General features: G+C 72.7%; 15 protein-coding genes. 11 read left to right on the top strand and 4 right to left on the bottom strand.

The window, feature by feature from the left end; translation table 11 throughout:
* Positions 1-4: 4 nt before the first annotated feature.
* Both MicB006_RS04810 and MicB006_RS04805 read right to left on the bottom strand, forming a co-directional pair.
* Positions 5-1417, bottom strand: coding sequence for an amidase (locus MicB006_RS04810; RefSeq protein WP_116504092.1), 1413 nt, complete (start codon positions 1415-1417; stop codon positions 5-7).
* Positions 1418-1433: 16 nt separating this feature from the next.
* On the bottom strand, positions 1434-2576 hold the full coding sequence (locus tag MicB006_RS04805; RefSeq protein WP_073824892.1) for a cystathionine gamma-synthase: 1143 nt from the start codon (positions 2574-2576) through the stop codon (positions 1434-1436).
* 95 nt (positions 2577-2671) lie between these two features.
* Here MicB006_RS04805 and MicB006_RS04800 point away from each other — a divergent pair, with 95 nt between their 5' ends.
* From MicB006_RS04800 to MicB006_RS04760, 9 genes are all read left to right on the top strand, one after another.
* Complete coding sequence (locus MicB006_RS04800; protein ID WP_116504090.1) at positions 2672-2998, top strand: hypothetical protein; 327 nt, start codon at positions 2672-2674, stop codon at positions 2996-2998.
* 17 nt (positions 2999-3015) lie between these two features.
* Positions 3016-3693 (top strand): nucleotidyl transferase AbiEii/AbiGii toxin family protein, encoded by a 678-nt coding sequence (locus MicB006_RS04795; protein ID WP_161565909.1) that lies wholly within the window; start codon positions 3016-3018, stop codon positions 3691-3693.
* A gap of 64 nt (positions 3694-3757) precedes the next feature.
* Entirely contained in the window at positions 3758-4171 is a 414-nt protein-coding gene (locus MicB006_RS04790) for an HIT family protein (protein WP_073824903.1), read from the top strand.
* A 74-nt stretch (positions 4172-4245) separates the two neighbouring features.
* Positions 4246-4908, top strand: a complete 663-nt coding sequence (gene msrA / locus MicB006_RS04785; protein ID WP_116504086.1) for a peptide-methionine (S)-S-oxide reductase MsrA — start codon at positions 4246-4248, stop codon at positions 4906-4908.
* 282 nt (positions 4909-5190) lie between these two features.
* A complete protein-coding gene (locus MicB006_RS04780) occupies positions 5191-6981 on the top strand; it encodes an N-acetylglutaminylglutamine amidotransferase (protein ID WP_116504084.1) in 1791 nt (596 codons plus the stop codon).
* A 2-nt stretch (positions 6982-6983) separates the two neighbouring features.
* A complete protein-coding gene (gene ngg / locus MicB006_RS04775; protein WP_116504082.1) occupies positions 6984-8822 on the top strand; it encodes an N-acetylglutaminylglutamine synthetase in 1839 nt (612 codons plus the stop codon).
* Positions 8819-10003: an osmoprotectant NAGGN system M42 family peptidase gene (locus MicB006_RS04770; RefSeq protein ID WP_091418524.1), complete on the top strand. Its 1185-nt coding sequence runs from the start codon at positions 8819-8821 to the stop codon at positions 10001-10003. Before ngg ends, MicB006_RS04770 begins: the two co-directional genes overlap by 4 nt.
* Before the next feature lie 306 nt (positions 10004-10309).
* The gene (locus MicB006_RS04765; protein WP_116504080.1) at positions 10310-11239 is read left to right on the top strand and encodes a ribonuclease Z; all 930 of its coding nucleotides are present in this window, start codon (positions 10310-10312) and stop codon (positions 11237-11239) included.
* A complete protein-coding gene (locus MicB006_RS04760) occupies positions 11236-11745 on the top strand; it encodes a GNAT family N-acetyltransferase (protein ID WP_116504079.1) in 510 nt (169 codons plus the stop codon). Before MicB006_RS04765 ends, MicB006_RS04760 begins: the two co-directional genes overlap by 4 nt.
* Before the next feature lie 90 nt (positions 11746-11835).
* Here the strand turns inward: MicB006_RS04760 and MicB006_RS04755 are convergent, their stop codons facing one another.
* Together MicB006_RS04755 and MicB006_RS04750 are read right to left on the bottom strand one after the other, a co-directional pair.
* The gene (locus MicB006_RS04755; protein WP_073824917.1) at positions 11836-13206 is read right to left on the bottom strand and encodes a cystathionine beta-synthase; all 1371 of its coding nucleotides are present in this window, start codon (positions 13204-13206) and stop codon (positions 11836-11838) included.
* A gap of 76 nt (positions 13207-13282) precedes the next feature.
* The gene (locus MicB006_RS04750; protein ID WP_013474058.1) at positions 13283-13639 is read right to left on the bottom strand and encodes a YkvA family protein; all 357 of its coding nucleotides are present in this window, start codon (positions 13637-13639) and stop codon (positions 13283-13285) included.
* Between the two features lie 141 nt (positions 13640-13780).
* On the opposite strand from MicB006_RS04750, the gene MicB006_RS04745 reads away from it, so the two are divergent.
* Together MicB006_RS04745 and MicB006_RS04740 are read left to right on the top strand one after the other, a co-directional pair.
* Positions 13781-14827: an SGNH/GDSL hydrolase family protein gene (locus MicB006_RS04745; RefSeq protein ID WP_116504077.1), complete on the top strand. Its 1047-nt coding sequence runs from the start codon at positions 13781-13783 to the stop codon at positions 14825-14827.
* A gap of 156 nt (positions 14828-14983) precedes the next feature.
* Positions 14984-15796: an SGNH/GDSL hydrolase family protein gene (locus tag MicB006_RS04740; protein ID WP_116504075.1), complete on the top strand. Its 813-nt coding sequence runs from the start codon at positions 14984-14986 to the stop codon at positions 15794-15796.
* The last annotated feature ends 21 nt before the right edge of the window (positions 15797-15817 follow it).

Here is a 15817-nt window from a genome sequence, read left to right as displayed (position 1 = left end):
ACGATCACGCGGCGGCCGGCGACCCCGTACCGATCCGGGGGTAGCCGGGGGCGTGCCGCGCCCACGGCGCCTGCATCTCGAACTGGCCGGCCACGCCGAGCAGCAGCAGCTCCGAGCCGGGCGGGCCGACGAACTGCACGCCCACCGGCAGCCCGTCCGGGCGGCGGCCGACCGGCACCACGATCGACGGCAGCCCGGCGATGTTCCACGGCGCCGCGTACGGGGCGTACCTGATGTTCGCCGACATGTTCGCGAGCCAGGAGCGGCCGGACCAGCCGGCGGCCTCCGGCGGCGGCCCGGCCAACGCCGGGGTGAGCAGCAGGTCGATCGAGTTGTCCGCGAAGAAGTTCACCGACCGTTCGCGCCAGGCGGTCCGGTCGGCCTCCCGCACGTACCCCCGGCGCTGCGCCCACTCGCCCAGCGTGACGTGCCGGCGGCTGCGCCGCTGGAGCTGGCGCGGGGCGACCCCGGCGGCGCGCACGTCGGCGGCGGCCGCCGCGAACCAGGTGGCGATGCCCTGCAGGCCCAGCCGGGTCGGGTAGACCGGGTCGGTGGGCACGGTGTCGTGACCGGCGGCGGCGAGCAGCCGGCCGGCGGCGGCGACCGCGTCCCGGTTCGGCGCGTCCGGGGAGACGCCGCGCACCGGCGAGCGGAGCGAGACGCCGACCCGCAGCCGCGCCGGTGGGACCAGCTTGTCCGGCCGGCGACCGGCGAGCACCGAGAAGCCGACCACCGCGTCGGCCACGGTGCTGGTGAGCATGCCGTGCTCGGTCAGGCCGAACCAGTCCTCCGCGCCGAGCTGGCAGGGCACCACGCCCCGGCCGGGCTTGAGCCCGACCAGGCCGCAGCAGGCCGCCGGAATACGGATCGAGCCGAGGCCGTCGTTGCCGTGGGCCATCGGCACCAGCCCGGCGGCCACCGCGGCGGCCGCGCCGCCGGAGGAGCCGCCGGGGGTACGCGTCGTGTCCCACGGGTTGCGGGTGGCCCCGCTGTCGTCGTCGGTGAGCGCCCACAGGCCCAGTTCCGGCATCCGGGTCACGCCCAGGATCACCGCGCCCGCGCCGCGCAGCCGCCGGACCACCTCGTGGTCGGCCTCCGCCACGCCGGTACGCATCGCGGCCGACCCGTTCCACGTGGGCAGGCCGGCCACCGGCGTGTTCTCCTTGACCGCCACCGGGACGCCGGCGAGCGGGAGGTTCGCCAGTTCCTCCTGCTCGTCGACCTTCTCGGCCTCGGTGATCGCCTCACCGCCGCGTACCGTGCGGAACGCGGCCAGCTCGGCGTCGACCCGGGCCACGTGATCCAGGTGGTCGGCGACGACCTGGGTGGCAGAGACGTCGCCACGGCGTACCGCCCGGGCGATCTGTTTCGCGGTCGCACCGACCCACGTCGTCGGCAAGATCTCCGGCACTGCCACCCTCCCCAGCCAGCGGTCAGCCCAGGGCCTGCTCCAGATCGGCGAGCAGGTCGTCGACCGTCTCGATGCCGACAGACAGTCGCACGAGATCGCCGGGAACTTCAAGCGGCGAGCCCGCAGCGCTCGCGTGTGTCATCCGGCCGGGGTGCTCGATCAGGGACTCGACGCCGCCGAGCGACTCGGCGAGCACGAACAGCCGGGCCCGGTTGCAGATCTCCACGGCGTGCTCCTCGCCGCCCGCCGCGCGGAACGAGATCATGCCGCCGAACCGCCGCATCTGCTTGGCGGCCACCTCGTGGCCGGGGTGCGAGGGCAGCCCCGGGTAGATGACCTGCGCGACCTTCGCGTTGCCGTCCAGGTAGGCCGCGATCCGCTCGGCGTTGTCGCAGTGCCGGTCCATCCGTACCCCGAGGGTCTTGATGCCGCGCAGGGTGAGCCAGGCGTCGAACGGGCCGTTGATCGCGCCCATCGCGTTCTGGTGGTAGCGCAGCTCCTCGCCGAGCGCCCGGTCCGCGGAGACGAGCGCGCCGCCGACCACGTCGGAGTGTCCGCCGACGTACTTGGTGGTGGAGTGCACCACCACGTCCGCGCCGAACGCGATCGGCTGCTGCAGGTACGGCGAGGCGAACGTGTTGTCGACCACCAGCAGCGCGCCGGCGTCGTGCGCCACGGCGGCCAGCGCCGCGATGTCGGCGATGCCGAGCAGCGGGTTGGTCGGCGTCTCCACCCACACGATCCGGGTGGCGCCCGGGCGGATCGCCGCACGCACGGCGTCCGGGTCGGAGACCTTCGCCGGGGTGTACGTCAGCCCCCAGCGCTCGGCCACCTTGGCGAACAGCCGGTAGGTGCCGCCGTACGCGTCGTCCGGGATCACCACGTGGTCGCCCGGCTTGCAGACGGTCCGCAGCAGCGTGTCCTCGGCGGCCAGCCCGCTGGCGAAGGCGAGCCCCACCTGGCCGCCCTCCAGCGCCGCCAGGCATTCCTGGAGCGCGTCCCGGGTGGGGTTGCCGGAGCGGCTGTACTCGTAGCCCTCGCGCGGCGCGCCGACGGCGTCCTGGGCGTACGTGCTGGTCTGGTAGATCGGCGGAATCACCGCGCCGGTGCGGGCCTCCGGGGCCTGACCGGCGTGGATCGCGAGTGTCTCGAAGCCGTGCCTCATGCCGCAGACGTTAGTCCTCCACCCGGTCCCGCTCCCGGCAACCCGGCGCGAGTCACAACCGCGAGGGTGTCAGGGCAGTCCGCCATACTGGTCCGGTGAGTACGACCGAGGCGCTCCCCTCTCGCCTGCACGGCGTCGCCGACCGGATCCCGACGTCCCTGGACGAGCTCAAGGGGCCCGAGCACGGCCGGGTCACGCTGCCGACCCGCCTCGCGTGGTCCGGGCTCACCGAGTTCGATGTCGACGACAGCGGACAGCGGCTCACGCTCTATCGCACGCTGATGGACTGCGGGCAGCGCGAGGACATCGTCCGGTACGTCAATCCAGCGCTTCTCCGGCAGGACTGGTCCCGCATCTGCAAGCTGACCGCGCGCCGAGTGATTCGCATCTGGGAGAACCGGATGCCTGGCCTGACGGCCTAGCCGTGGACGAGTTGCACATGCGTTTGCTGCGCGTCGGTTTCCGCGCCGGTGACGACCTCGGTCTGGTGCTCGCAGGTGGTTACGCCCTCGCCGCGCACGATCTCGTGCACCGGCAGTCCCGCGACATCGACTTCGCCACCGCAACCGCGCTGCCGCTACCCCTGGTCGCGGCGCGCCTGACCGACGTGTACCGGGCAGAGGGGCTCGACTGTCGGGTCGTCGAGGCGACGCCCCGGATGGCCCGGTTGCTGGTCGAGGGGCCAGACTTCGCCTGCGAGATCGACCTCCTGAAAGAGGCGATCGGGCCACCCGCGAGGTTGCACATCGGCCCTGTGCTCGCGCTGGAGGACGCCATCGGCCTGAAGGTCAGGGCACTTCACGACCGCGCCGCGCATCGCGACTACATCGACGTACGAGCCGCCGGCCGGATCGTGGAATACAGGGCACTCGAATCCTTGGGAGCCCGACACACCGTCGCGTTCTCGCTTCACGAGTTGGCCGACCGATTGGGCGGGATCGACGAGCTGGAGGTGGAGACATTCGCCTCCTACGGTCTCGGCGAGGACGACATCGACGGACTCAGACGCTGGGCTCGCCGATGGGAGACGGACATCCGCGCCCGCCTGGCCAACGGTGAGACCGGCCCGTCCGGTGTCCCTGAGGACGACTGGGACACCTACCTCGACCGCTCCTGACCCACCCTCCGCGACCCCTCGCGCCTGAAGGTGGGGTGGACGGGGTGGGCCTAGGGTGGGAGAGATGAGCGGGTGTGTGTTCTGCGGGATCGTGGCGGGCGAGGTGCCGGCCTTCCGGGTCACCGACGAGCCGGACGGGGTCGCGTTCCTGGACACCCGGCCGGTGTTCAAGGGCCACGTGCTCGTCGTGCCCCGCACCCACCTGGTCACCCTGGCCGACCTGCCGGCCGACGCGCTGCCCGGCTACTTCCGGCTGGTGCAGCGCATCGCTGTGGCGGTGGAGACCGGTCTGGGGTCCGGTGGGACGTTCGTGGCGATGAACAACCGGGTGTCCCAGTCCGTACCGCACCTGCACACCCACGTGGTGCCCAGGACCAAGGGGGACGGGCTGCGCGGCTTCTTCTGGCCCCGTACCCGGTACGCCGACGACGCCGAGGCCGAGGCGTTCGCCGGGCGGATCTCGGCGGCGCTGGCCTGACGTGAGCGCGGGCGGGTAAGGAACCGGGGGCCGACGCTGTTGCACGCTGGGAAAGCCAAGAGAGGAGTCCCACCGTGTTCCTCCGCCGCATGAAGGCCGAGATGATCTCTCCTGACCAGGCTCTGCCGGGCCGCCCGATCGCGATGCCGATCGCCGACCGGCACGAGGTGCTGCCGTCGACGCTGAAGGGCCCGTTCCCCGAGGGCGCGCAGGTCGCCGTCTTCGGCATGGGCTGTTTCTGGGGCGCCGAGCGGCTGTTCTGGACCCTCCCCGGCATGATCACCACGTCCGCCGGTTACGCGGGTGGCTACACCACCAACCCGACGTACGAGGAGGTCTGCTCGGGCATGACCGGGCACGCCGAGGTGGTCCAGGTGGTCTACGACCCGTCGAAGATCGCCTACGAGGACCTGCTCAAGGTCTTCTGGGAGAACCACGACCCGACCCAGGGCATGCGCCAGGGCAACGACGTGGGCACCCAGTACCGCTCGGCGATCTACACCACCACCGACGAGCAGGCCGCCGCCGCGAAGGCGTCGCGGGACGCGTTCGCGCCGATCGTGGCCCGGGCCGGCAAGGGTGAGATCACCACCGAGATCGCCCCGCTCGGCGACTACTACTTCGCCGAGGACTACCACCAGCAGTACCTGGCTCCGACGAAGAACCCGAACGGCTACTGCAACCACGGCCCGAACGGGCTGAGCTGCCCGGTCGGCGTGGCCCGTACGGCCGGCTAGACCCGCCACCGATCTTGGAGTTGTGGCACCTCGCAAACCTGGCGGAACCGGCATCACAGGCGCCACAACTCCAAGATCGCGTATTACGGCTGCGGCTGGACGGGCATGCGGTGTTCCTCACACCCGGCACGGGCCGGGTTTCCGGCATCCGCGCCCTGGAGGGCAGGAACCGAAGACCTGACAGGCGGCCACCCTGCGTGACGGCGCATCGTAGCAAGCTGTCACACGTTCGTCATCGTCTCAACAGGCGAACCGAAACAACCTCTGGCAGCATTGGCTCGTATGTGCGGACTTGCGGGAGAGTTCCGCCGTGACGGTTCACGCGCCGATGTCTCGGCCGTGGAGCGGATGGCGGCCACGATGAGTGACCGAGGGCCCGACGACAGCGGCGTCTGGTCGCAGGGGCCGACCGCGCTGGGACACCGGCGCCTGAAGATCATCGACTTGTCCGCCGCGAGCGGCCAACCGATCGTGGACGCGGCCGCCGGGCTCACCGGCGTGTTCAACGGCTGCATCTACAACTACCGGGAGCTGCGCGCGGAGCTGCAGGCCAAGGGCCACCGCTTCTTCTCCTCCGGAGACAGCGAGGTCGTGGTCAAGGCGTACGCCGAGTGGGGTCTCGACTTCGTCGACCACCTCATCGGCATGTTCGCGGTGGCGATCAGCGAGCGCGACACCGGCCGCCTGGTGCTGGCCCGCGACCGCCTCGGCATCAAGCCGCTCTACCTGGCCGAGAGCCCCGGCGTGGTGCGGTTCGCCTCGACCCTGCCGGCGCTGGTCGCCGGTGGCGGCATCGACACCACCATCGACCGGGTGGCGCTCGCCCACTACCTGAGCTTCCACAGCATCGTGCCGCCGCCGCGCACCATCCTCGCCGGCGTCACCAAGCTGCCGCCGGCCACGGTCCGGGTGTACGAGGCGGACGGCTCCAGCCACGAGCGGGTGTACTGGGATCCGTCGTTCGGCCGCGCCGCCGAGCGGGCCGGCTGGTCCGAGCGGGACTGGCAGGACGCGCTGCTCGACTCGCTGACCACCGCCGTACGCCGCCGTATGGTGGCCGACGTCCCGGTGGGCGTGCTGCTCTCCGGCGGCCTCGACTCCAGCCTGGTCGTCGCGCTGCTCGCAGGCGAGGGGCAGGTGCAGTCCGGCCTGGCCACGTTCTCCATCGGCTTCGACGCGGTGGGCGGGCGGGAGGGTGACGAGTTCGTCTACTCCGACCTGGTCGCGAAGACGTTCGGCACCGACCACCACCAGATCCGGGTGCCCACCGGCGACCTGCTGCCGCCGCTGGAGGCCGCCGTCGCGGCCATGAGCGAGCCCATGGTCAGCCACGACTGCGTCGCGTTCTGGCTGCTCAGCCAGGAGGTCGCGAAGCACGTCAAGGTGGTGCAGTCGGGCCAGGGCGCGGACGAGATCCTGGGCGGCTACCACTGGTACCCGCCGCTCGCCGGGGTGGACCGGGAGCAGGCGCTCGATACGTACGCGAAGGCGTTCTTCGACCGCGACGCGGCCGGACTGGCCCGGGTGCTCAACCCGGCGTGGCTGGCCGACGGCGACCCGGCGCGGGAGTTCGTGGCCGCGCACCTGGGCCGCCCGGGCGCGCAGACCGCCGTCGACGCCGGCCTGCGGATCGACACCCAGGTCATGCTGACCGACGACCCGGTGAAGCGGGTCGACAACATGACCATGGCGCACGGGCTGGAGGCCCGGGTGCCGTTCCTCGACCACGAGTTCGTCGAACTCGCCGCGAGCTGCCCGCCGGAGCTGAAGCTGGCCCAGGGCGGCAAGGGCGTGCTCAAGGAGATCGGTCGCCGGGTCCTGCCGCACGAGGTCATCGACCGGCCCAAGGGCTACTTCCCGGTGCCCGGTCTCACCCACCTGGAGGGCAAGCTCCTCGACCGGGTACGCGACGCGCTCACCTCGCCGGAGGCGCGCCGTCGGGACCTGTTCCGCGCCGACTACGTCGACGCGCTGCTCGCCGACCCGAATGCCGAACTGACCCCGTTGAACGGAAACAAGCTGTGGCAACTGGGACTCCTGGAAATGTGGCTCCAGAGCCACGGAATCGACTGACAGTGACCGACACCCTCGCCACCGGAACGGCGCGTACCGACCGGGAACGGGTGCTGGGGCGCCGCCGGGAACGCATCGGCCCCGGCGGTGACCCGGTCGCACCGGGTACGCCGGAGCCGCGGCAGCCGGAGACCGCGTCCACCGACGCCTCGGGCGTGGTGCTGGACTGCGGCTGGGGCCGGCTGGTGTTCGGGCAGACGTTCGACGACCAGGTGCACGTGGCAGACGTGCTGCGCTCCGAGGCGGTCGGCGCCCGGGACATCTGCATCTACCTGCGCGACCCGCACGTGCTGGTGTCCCGGCTGCCGGACGAGCTGTTCATCGACCCGTCGCTGACGTACCGGCTGCCGCTGGGCGAGAAGCGGCCCGCCGCCACCGAGGGTGGCGAGGTGCCCGGGCTGACCGTCCGGCCGCTGCGCGACGCCGCCGACGCGGAGGCGGTGAACCGGATCTACGCCCGCAACGGCATGGTCACCGCCCCGGTCGAGGTGCTCGTGGACAACGCCGGCACGGACCGGTTCCTGCACCTGGTGGCCGAGGACACCACAGGTGAGGTGGTCGGCACCATCACCGGCGTGGACCACGTCGCGGTCTTCGGCGACCCGGAGAACGGTGCCAGCCTGTGGTGCCTGACCGTGGACTTCAACACCGCCCCGCCCGGCACCGGCCAGGCGCTGCTCACCGCGCTCGCCGACCGGCTCGACGGGCGCGGCCGGGCGTTCGTGGACCTGTCCGTGCTGGCCGAGAACTCGGGCGCGATCCGGCTGTACGAGCGCCTCGGCTTCCACCGCACCGGCACGCTCTGCGTGAAGCGGAAGAACCCGATCAACGAGCGCCTGTTCCTGCCCGCCATGCCGCAGGGGTACGACGAGCTGAACCCGTACGCGAAGATCGTCGCGGACGAGGCGATGCGCCGCGGCATCCGGGTGGAGGTGACCGACCCGCACTGGGGTGAGCTGAAGCTGACCACCGGCGGCAGGACCATCCACACCCGCGAGTCGCTGTCCGAGCTGACCTCGGCGGTGGCGATGAGCCGCTGCGACGACAAGCGGGTGACCCGGCGCATCCTCACCGAGGCCGGGCTGTCCGTGCCACGCGGGCGCACCGCCACCGGCGAGCCCGACGACGTGGCGTTCCTCAACGACGTGGGCCCGGTGGTGGTCAAGCCGGCGCGCGGCGAGCAGGGCAACGGCATCACCGTCGGCGTGCGTACGCCGGAGGCGCTGACCGCGGCCGTCGAGCTGGCCCGCCGGTTCTGCCCGGACGTGCTGATCGAGGAGCTGCGCGCGGGCGAGGACCTGCGGGTCGTGGTGATCGACCACGAGGTGGTCGCCGCCGCGGTACGCCGCCCGGCGCAGATCACCGGCGACGGCGTGCACGACATCACCGAGCTGATCGAGCGGCAGAGCCGCCGCCGGGCGGCCGCCACCGGCGGCGAGTCCCGCATCCCGGTCGACGACATGACCCGCGAGGTGGTGGCCGAGGCCGGCTACCGGATGCACGACGTGCTCCCGGAGGGCGAGGTGCTGGCGGTCCGGCGGACGGCCAACCTGCACACCGGCGGCACGATCCACGACGTGACCGCCGAGCTGCACCCGGCGATCGCCGAGGCGTGCGTCACCGCCAGCCGGGCGCTGGACATCCCGGTCACCGGGCTGGACCTGCTGGTCCCCGCCCCGGACCGGCCGGAACACGTGTTCATCGAGGCGAACGAGCGGCCCGGACTGGCCAACCACGAGCCGCAGCCGACCGCCGAACGTTTCGTCGACCTGCTCTTCCCGGGTACCCGGGCACCGCAGCGACTCTGGTCGCCTGCCGGTGCGGCAGGCTCTGGGGCATGACCGCACGCAAACCCCAACCGCTCAAGCTCGACCTCGACTATCTCCGCCAGGTGCTGGTGGAGCTGCTGGAGATCCCCAGCCCGTCGGGGCGCACCGACCACATCCAGCAGTACGTGGGCGAGCGGCTCTCCGCGATCGGGATCAGCTCCACGCTGACCCGTCGCGGGGCGCTGAGCGCCTGTCTGCCCGGCCCCCGGTCGACCGGCGCCGACCGGGCGATCGTGGTGCACACCGACACCATCGGCGGCATGGTGAAGCGGCTGAAGGAGAACGGCCGGCTGGAGGTCAACCCGATCGGTACGCACAGCGCCCGCTTCGCCGAGGGCGCCCACGTGCGGATCTTCACCGACGACCTGGAGCGGGTCGTCACCGGCCAGGTGCTGCCGCTGAAGGCGAGCGGCCACCGCTACAACGAGGCGGTCGACCTCCAGGGCGTCGGCTGGGAGCTGGTCGAGGTGCGGGTGGACGAGCCGGTGCACGACGAGGCCGGGCTGCGGGCGCTCGGCATCGACGCCGGCGACTTCGTGGCGTTCCTGCCCAACCCGACCATCACCCCGAACGGGTACGTCAAGTCCCGCCACCTGGACGACAAGGCGGGCGTGGCGGCGGTGCTGACCGCGTTCAAGGCGATGGTCGAGGCCGGGGTCACCCCGGCTGTCACCGCGCACCTGCTGGTCACCGTCACCGAGGAGATCGGCCACGGCGCCAGCCACGGGCTGGACCCGGACGTCGCGGAGATCGTCTCGGTCGACGCGGCGGTGGTCGCGCCGGGCCAGCAGTCCCGGGAGACCGCTGCGACGCTCGCCATGGGCGACGGGGTCGGGCCGTTCGACTACCACCTGACCCGCAACCTCGCCTCGATCGCCAAGGAACACGGCGTCGACCTGGTCCGGGACGTCTTCGACTACTACCGCTCGGACGTGGCCGCCGCGGTCGAGGCCGGGGCGCACGCCCGGGTGGCGCTCCTCGGCTTCGGCGTGGACGCCACCCACGGCCACGAGCGCACCCACCTGGACGGCCTGCACCAGCTCACCCAGCTGCTCTGCCTCTACCTGCAGAGCCCGCTGGTGTTCCCCGAGTGGGACGCCGAGCCGGAGGGCGACCTGGCCGACTTCCCGTCGCTGGCAGTGCAGCCGGCGAACGAGGAGGGCCCGCGCGAGGGCCCGATCGGCCTGGACTGACGCCTGTGATCGAAATCCGTTGCCGCGGCCGCCGGGAAGTGGATAGCGTGGCGGTACACGGGAAAGGAGGTGGTCCAGACTTGTATAGCAATCGGACTCGTGAGGTGGCTGTCCGCTAGCCGCTGTCCTCGACAGTCAAAACTCGTCCGCCGCGAGGCGGGCACCTGCAGGATCGTCGAGACCGTGTGGCAGCGGTGCGGCGAAACCACGACAGCCACCCGACCCCCGGGGTGCCGGCCCAGTCCAGCCGGCCCGCGCGCGAGCGCGGAAGCCCCGGGGGTCGCTTTTTGCCTTCCGGAGGATGCCGTGTCCATGCGTGAGCTGGTGGTGCTCGGTACGGCCAGCCAGGCCCCGACCCGGCAGCGCAACCACAACGGCTACCTGCTGCGCTGGGACGACGAGGTGATCCTCTTCGACCCGGGCGAGGGCAGCCAGCGGCAGATGCTGCACACCGGTGTCACAGCCACCGACCTGACCCGGATCTGCGTCACCCACTTCCACGGCGACCACTGCCTCGGCCTGCCCGGCATGATCCAGCGGCTCTCGCTGGACCGCGTACCGCACCCGGTGGCTGTGCACTTCCCGGCCGGTGGCGCCGAGTACTTCGCCCGGCTGCGCCACGCCTCCAGCTTCTACGAGACCGCCGAACTCGCCGTCGAGCCGATCGACGCCGACGGGCAGCGGATCACGCTCGGCGTCGGCACGCTGGAGGCCCGCCGGCTGCGGCACCCGATCGAGACGTACGGATACCGCCTGGTCGAGCCGGACGGCTGCCGGATGCTTCCGGAGCGGCTGGCCGCGTACGGGATCGCCGGTCCGGATGTGGGGCGGCTGCTGCGCGACGGCCACCTGGACCGCGACGGGCGCCGCGTCACCCGGGACGAGGTGAGCGTGACCCGGCCCGGGCAGCGGTTCGCGTTCGTGATGGACACCGGGCTCTGCGACGGGGTGTACGCGCTGGCCGAGCACGCCGACCTGCTGGTGATCGAGTCGACGTTCCTGGAGTCGGAGGCCGCGCTCGCCGCCGAGGTCGGGCACCTCACCGCCGGCCAGGCCGCGCGGGTGGCGGCCGAGTCGGGGGTACGCACGCTCGTGCTCACCCACTTCTCCCAGCGGTACGCCGACCCGCGCCGCTTCCACGACGAGGCCCGGGAACACTTCACCGGTGATCTGGTGATCGCCGAGGATCTGCTGACGGTTCCGGTGCCGCCCCGGCGGGTACCGTCGCCCGGGTGACGATCTCCCTACGTTCCGCGACCGAGGCCGACCTGATGGCGGTCGGCGCCATGCACCAGCGCTCACGGGTGGCGGCGTACTCGTCGTTCCTGCCGCCCGAAACGCTGGCCGACCCGACGCCCGAGGCGATGGGCCGCTACTGGGTGGAGCGGCTGACCTGGGAGGGCGCCGACCACCGGATGACAGTGGCCGAGCGGGACGGGCGGCTGGTGGGGTTCAGCTACCTCGGGCCGGACGACGAGGGCGACCCGGCGACCGGGCTGCTGAACGCGATCCACCTGGAGCCGTCCGAGCGGGGGCGGGGCACCGGGCGGGCGCTGATGGTGGACGCGCTGGACGCGATGCGGGCCCGCGGGTGGACCCGGGCGGCGTTGTGGGTGCTGCGGGACAACGCCGCCGCGCGCCGCTTCTACGAGCGCGGCGGCTGGGCCGCCACCGGTGAGCAGCGGAACGAGCACATCGGCGCGGCGCTCGTCCCCCAGCTCCGCTACGCCCGCCAGGTGTAAGGAAGGGCCCCCTATTAACGCCTCCGGTAGAGGAAGGGCCCCTTATTAACACCACGTGTTAATAAGGGGCCCTTCCTTGCACGCGCAGGGTCAGCGGGCTCCGAGGTGGGCGAGCAGATCCTGGCGGGTCAGCACGCCCTTGGGCTTGCCGTCGACCAGCACCAGCGCCGCGTCCGCCTTCTCCAGCAGCCCGACCGCCTCGCTCACCGGCTGCCCGCCGCCGATCATCGGCAGCGGCTCGCCCATGTGCCGCTCGATCGTGTCGTGCAGGTGGGCCTGGCCGGTGAAGAGCGCGTCGAGCAGGTCCTTTTCCGCGATCGAACCGGCCACCTCACCGGTCACCACCGGCGGCTCGGCCTTCAGCACCGGAAGCTGCGAGACGCCGTACTCGCGCATGTAGTCGATCGCGTCGCGGACCGTCTCGGTCGGGTGCACGTGCACCAGCTCGGGCAGGCCGCCGGGCTTGCCGGCGAGCGCGTCGGCCACCGTCGGCTCGGTGCCGGAGTCGTCCAGGAAGCCGTACCGGGCCATCCACTTGTCGTTGAAGATCTTCGACAGGTAGCCGCGGCCGCCGTCCGGCAGCAGCACCACGATCACGTCGTCCGGGCCGGCCTTGCGGGCCACCTCCAGCGCGCCCACCACCGCCATGCCGCAGGAGCCGCCGACCAGCAGACCCTCCTCGCGGGCCAGCCGGCGGGTCATCTCGAACGACTCCTTGTCCGACACCTCGACGATCTCGTCGGCGACCGACCGGTCGTACGTCTCCGGCCAGAAGTCCTCACCGACGCCCTCGACCAGGTACGGCCGGCCGGTGCCGCCGGAGTAGACCGAGCCCTCCGGGTCCGCGCCGATCACCTTCACCCGGCCCTCGGACGCCTCCTTGAGGTAGCGGCCGATGCCGGAGATGGTGCCGCCGGTGCCGACGCCCGCGACGAAGTGGGTGATCCTGCCCTCGGTCTGCTTCCACAGCTCCGGGCCGGTGGTCTCGTAGTGCGAGCGCGGGTTGGCCGGGTTGCTGTACTGGTTGGGCTTCCACGCGCCGGGGATCTCCCGGGCCAGCCGGTCGGAGACGTTGTAGTAGGAGCGCGGGTCCTCCGGCGCGACGGCGGTCGGGCAGACCACCACCTCCGCGCCGTACGCGCGCAGCACGTCCTGCTTGTCCTGGCTGACCTTGTCCGGGCAGACGAAGACGCACCGGTAGCCCCGGAGCTGGGCCACCAGGGCCAGCCCGACGCCGGTGTTGCCGCTGGTCGGCTCCACGATCGTGCCGCCCGGCCGCAGGATCCCCGCCTTCTCGGCGTCCTCCACCATCCGCAGCGCGATCCGGTCCTTGACCGAGCCGCCCGGGTTGACGTACTCCACCTTCGCCAGCACGGTGGCCTGAATGCCCTCGGTGACGTTGCGCAGGCGGACCAGCGGGGTGTTGCCGATCAACTCGACGACGTTGTCGTAGTACTGCACCTCGTTGTGCCCTTCGTCGCGCCGCCGTCGTGGGGCGGTCGGTCAGCCGTCAGTTCGCCGACCAGCGTACGTGCCGTCAGGGCACCACATGCCCCGGGATGACCGAGCTGCGACGTGCCTCCCACTCCAGGAACCGCTCGGTCTCGGCGAGCACGCTGCCGGCCAGCCAGGTGACCATCACCGCGTCGTCGGCCAGCCCGAAGATCGCCAGCGGGATCTCCGGCAGCAGGTCGATCGGACTGACGATGTACGCGGTCGCCCCGGCCATCAGCGCCAGGCGCAGGCCGCCGTCGTACTCGCCCCGGGTGGTCGCGCGGATCATCCGCGGCAGCGCCGCCAGCCGGGCCCCGAGCGACGGCCCGCCCCGCGTACCCGCCGCCAGCGCCCGGGCCAGCGCGGCGAACGCGGCGCTGCGCTTCAACGTCTTCCCCATGTTTTCGCCCCTCTCCGCCCGACCATGGTGCGGCCCGGTGGCAAGCCCGCGCCCGCTACCCCCATCGGTACCCAATCCGGGCACCGCCCAGCCATCCGATCGCGGACAGTGGGGGTCGTACCGGCGCGATACTGTCGGTTCATGGGGGACGCTGGTTCCGTCGCGCCGGTCCGCTGGCAGCGCGCCCGGCACATCGCCCGCCTCGCGGCGATCGGCACGGGCGCCACGGTGGCGGCCACCGCCGCCACCGGCGGGGTGCTGCTCGGTCAGGCCCGGCAGGCCCGCCGCACCATCCCGATGGCGCAGGCCCCGCCGCCGCGCTGCGACGGCGTCTACGGCGCGAGGCTGCCCGGCCCGCCGGTCACCGTGGTCGTCCTGGGCGATTCCTCGGCGGCCGGCTACGGCGTGCACAGGCGCCGGGAGACCCCCGGCTCGCTGCTGGCCACCGGGCTGTCCCGCCGCCTGCACCGGCCGGTACGCCTGCACCGGTTCGCCGTGGTGGGCGCGCTGTCGTCCGGGCTGAAGCCGCAGGTCGAGTCCGCCCTGGAGGTCGAGCCGGACGTGGCGGTGATCCTGGTGGGCGGCAACGACGTCACCAACCGCACGCCGCCGGCGCTGGCAGTGCGTTACCTGGTCGACGCGGTCCGCACGCTGCGGGCGGCCGGCTGTGAGGTGGTCGTCGGCACCTGTCCCGACCTGGGCACCATCCGGCCGATCCAGCCGCCGCTGCGCTGGCTGGCCCGGCGCTGGAGCCGCCAGCTCGCCGCCGCCCAGACGGTGGCCGTGGTGGAGGCCGGTGGCCGTACCGTCTCGCTCGGCGACATGCTCGGGCCACGGTTCGCCGCCGAGCCCGGCCGGATGTTCGCCTGGGACCGGTTCCATCCCTCCGCCGAGGGGTACGCGATCGCCGCGGCGGCCGTGCTGCCCACCGTGCTGTCCGCGCTGGGCGCCGTCCCGGAGCGCAGGCCTGTCCTGCCCGGCGTGGAAGGCGTACGGTCGCTCCCGGAGGCGGCTCACGAGGCGGCCCGGCACGCCGGTACGGAGGTCAGCGGCGCCCAGCTCCGGGGCCGCGACCGCGGGCCCGGCGGCCGCTGGGCGCAGCTTCGCCGACGGGCCTTCTTCGGCGTCGGCGCGCTACCCCCGACCGGCAGCGCCGCCGACTCGGCCACCCTGGAGGAAACGGCATGAGCGAGCGAAGCGAGCGAATCAGCCAGCTCAGCGCAGAGGTGCCTCATGGCGGCACGGAGCGAAGCGGAGTGCTGTCATGAGCGAGCGCAGCGAGCGAATCAGCCAGCTCAGCGCAGAGGTGCCTCGTGGCGGCACGGAGCGAAGCGGAGTGCGGTCATGAGCGAGCGCGGTGAGGCGGCCCGGTGGGGCCGGGCGGCGGCCCTGTCGCTGCTGGCCGGCACGGTGGGCGGCGCGGCTGTCCTCGCCGGGCAGGCCATCGCCGCCCGCAGCCGGGAGTACGCACAGCCCGAGCTGGGTCTGGTGCTGCGCGCCTCGGTCGGCCGGGCGGACGCGCCGCCGCTGCGGCTGGTGCTGCTCGGCGACTCGTCGGCGCTCGGCGTCGGCGTCGACCGCTTCGAGGAGACGATCGGCGGTCAGCTCGCGAACCTGCTCGCCGAGGGGCCGCACGGCCGCCGGGTGCACCTGTCCAGCGTCGGCGTCTCCGGCTCCCGCGCCACCGACCTGGCGACCCAGGTGGCCCGGGCGCTGCTGGGCGAGCGGCCCGACGTGGCGGTGGTGCTGATCGGGGCGAACGACGCGACCGCGCTGGGTCGCCCGGGTGACGCGGCTGCCTATCTCGGCTCGGCGGTGCGCCGGATGCGGGAGGCGCACGTCGAGGTGGTGGTGGGCACCTGCCCGGACCTCGGCGCGGTACGCGCGGTGGCCGCCCCGCTGCGCCAGGTGCTCGGCTGGTCCGGCCGGCGGATGGCGCGAGCCCAGACGGCGGCCGTGCTGGACGCCGGGGGCACGGTGGTGGACCTGGGCACCGAGACCGGACCGGTGTTCCGCGCGGATGCCGGCACGCTCTGCCACGACGGCTTCCATCCGTCCGCCGACGGCTACCGGGTCTGGGCGCACGCCCTGCTGCCGGCGGTCGAGGCGGCGGCGACTGTCGCGTTCCGGCACCACCGCCGACCGCCCACGGGGTGACATTTCCCGCCCGCTGTACGC

The organism is Micromonospora sp. B006, assembly GCF_003408515.1.
GTDB classification, from domain to species: domain Bacteria; phylum Actinomycetota; class Actinomycetes; order Mycobacteriales; family Micromonosporaceae; genus Micromonospora; species Micromonospora echinospora_A.
This window is presented reverse-complemented; position numbering and strand designations above follow the sequence as displayed.

What these genes read in the sequence shown, in the direction of transcription:
- MicB006_RS04805 (WP_073824892.1), bottom strand. Translation starts at nt 2,576, where the DNA reads ATGAGGCACGGCTTCGAGACACTCGCGATCCACGCCGGTCAGGCCCCG.
- MicB006_RS04795 (WP_161565909.1), top strand. Translation starts at nt 3,016, where the DNA reads ATGCGTTTGCTGCGCGTCGGTTTCCGCGCCGGTGACGACCTCGGTCTG.
- MicB006_RS04790 (WP_073824903.1), top strand. Translation starts at nt 3,758, where the DNA reads ATGAGCGGGTGTGTGTTCTGCGGGATCGTGGCGGGCGAGGTGCCGGCC.
- MicB006_RS04780 (WP_116504084.1), top strand. Translation starts at nt 5,191, where the DNA reads ATGTGCGGACTTGCGGGAGAGTTCCGCCGTGACGGTTCACGCGCCGAT.
- MicB006_RS04770 (WP_091418524.1), top strand. Translation starts at nt 8,819, where the DNA reads ATGACCGCACGCAAACCCCAACCGCTCAAGCTCGACCTCGACTATCTC.
- MicB006_RS04750 (WP_013474058.1), bottom strand. Translation starts at nt 13,639, where the DNA reads ATGGGGAAGACGTTGAAGCGCAGCGCCGCGTTCGCCGCGCTGGCCCGG.
- MicB006_RS04745 (WP_116504077.1), top strand. Translation starts at nt 13,781, where the DNA reads ATGGGGGACGCTGGTTCCGTCGCGCCGGTCCGCTGGCAGCGCGCCCGG.
- MicB006_RS04740 (WP_116504075.1), top strand. Translation starts at nt 14,984, where the DNA reads ATGAGCGAGCGCGGTGAGGCGGCCCGGTGGGGCCGGGCGGCGGCCCTG.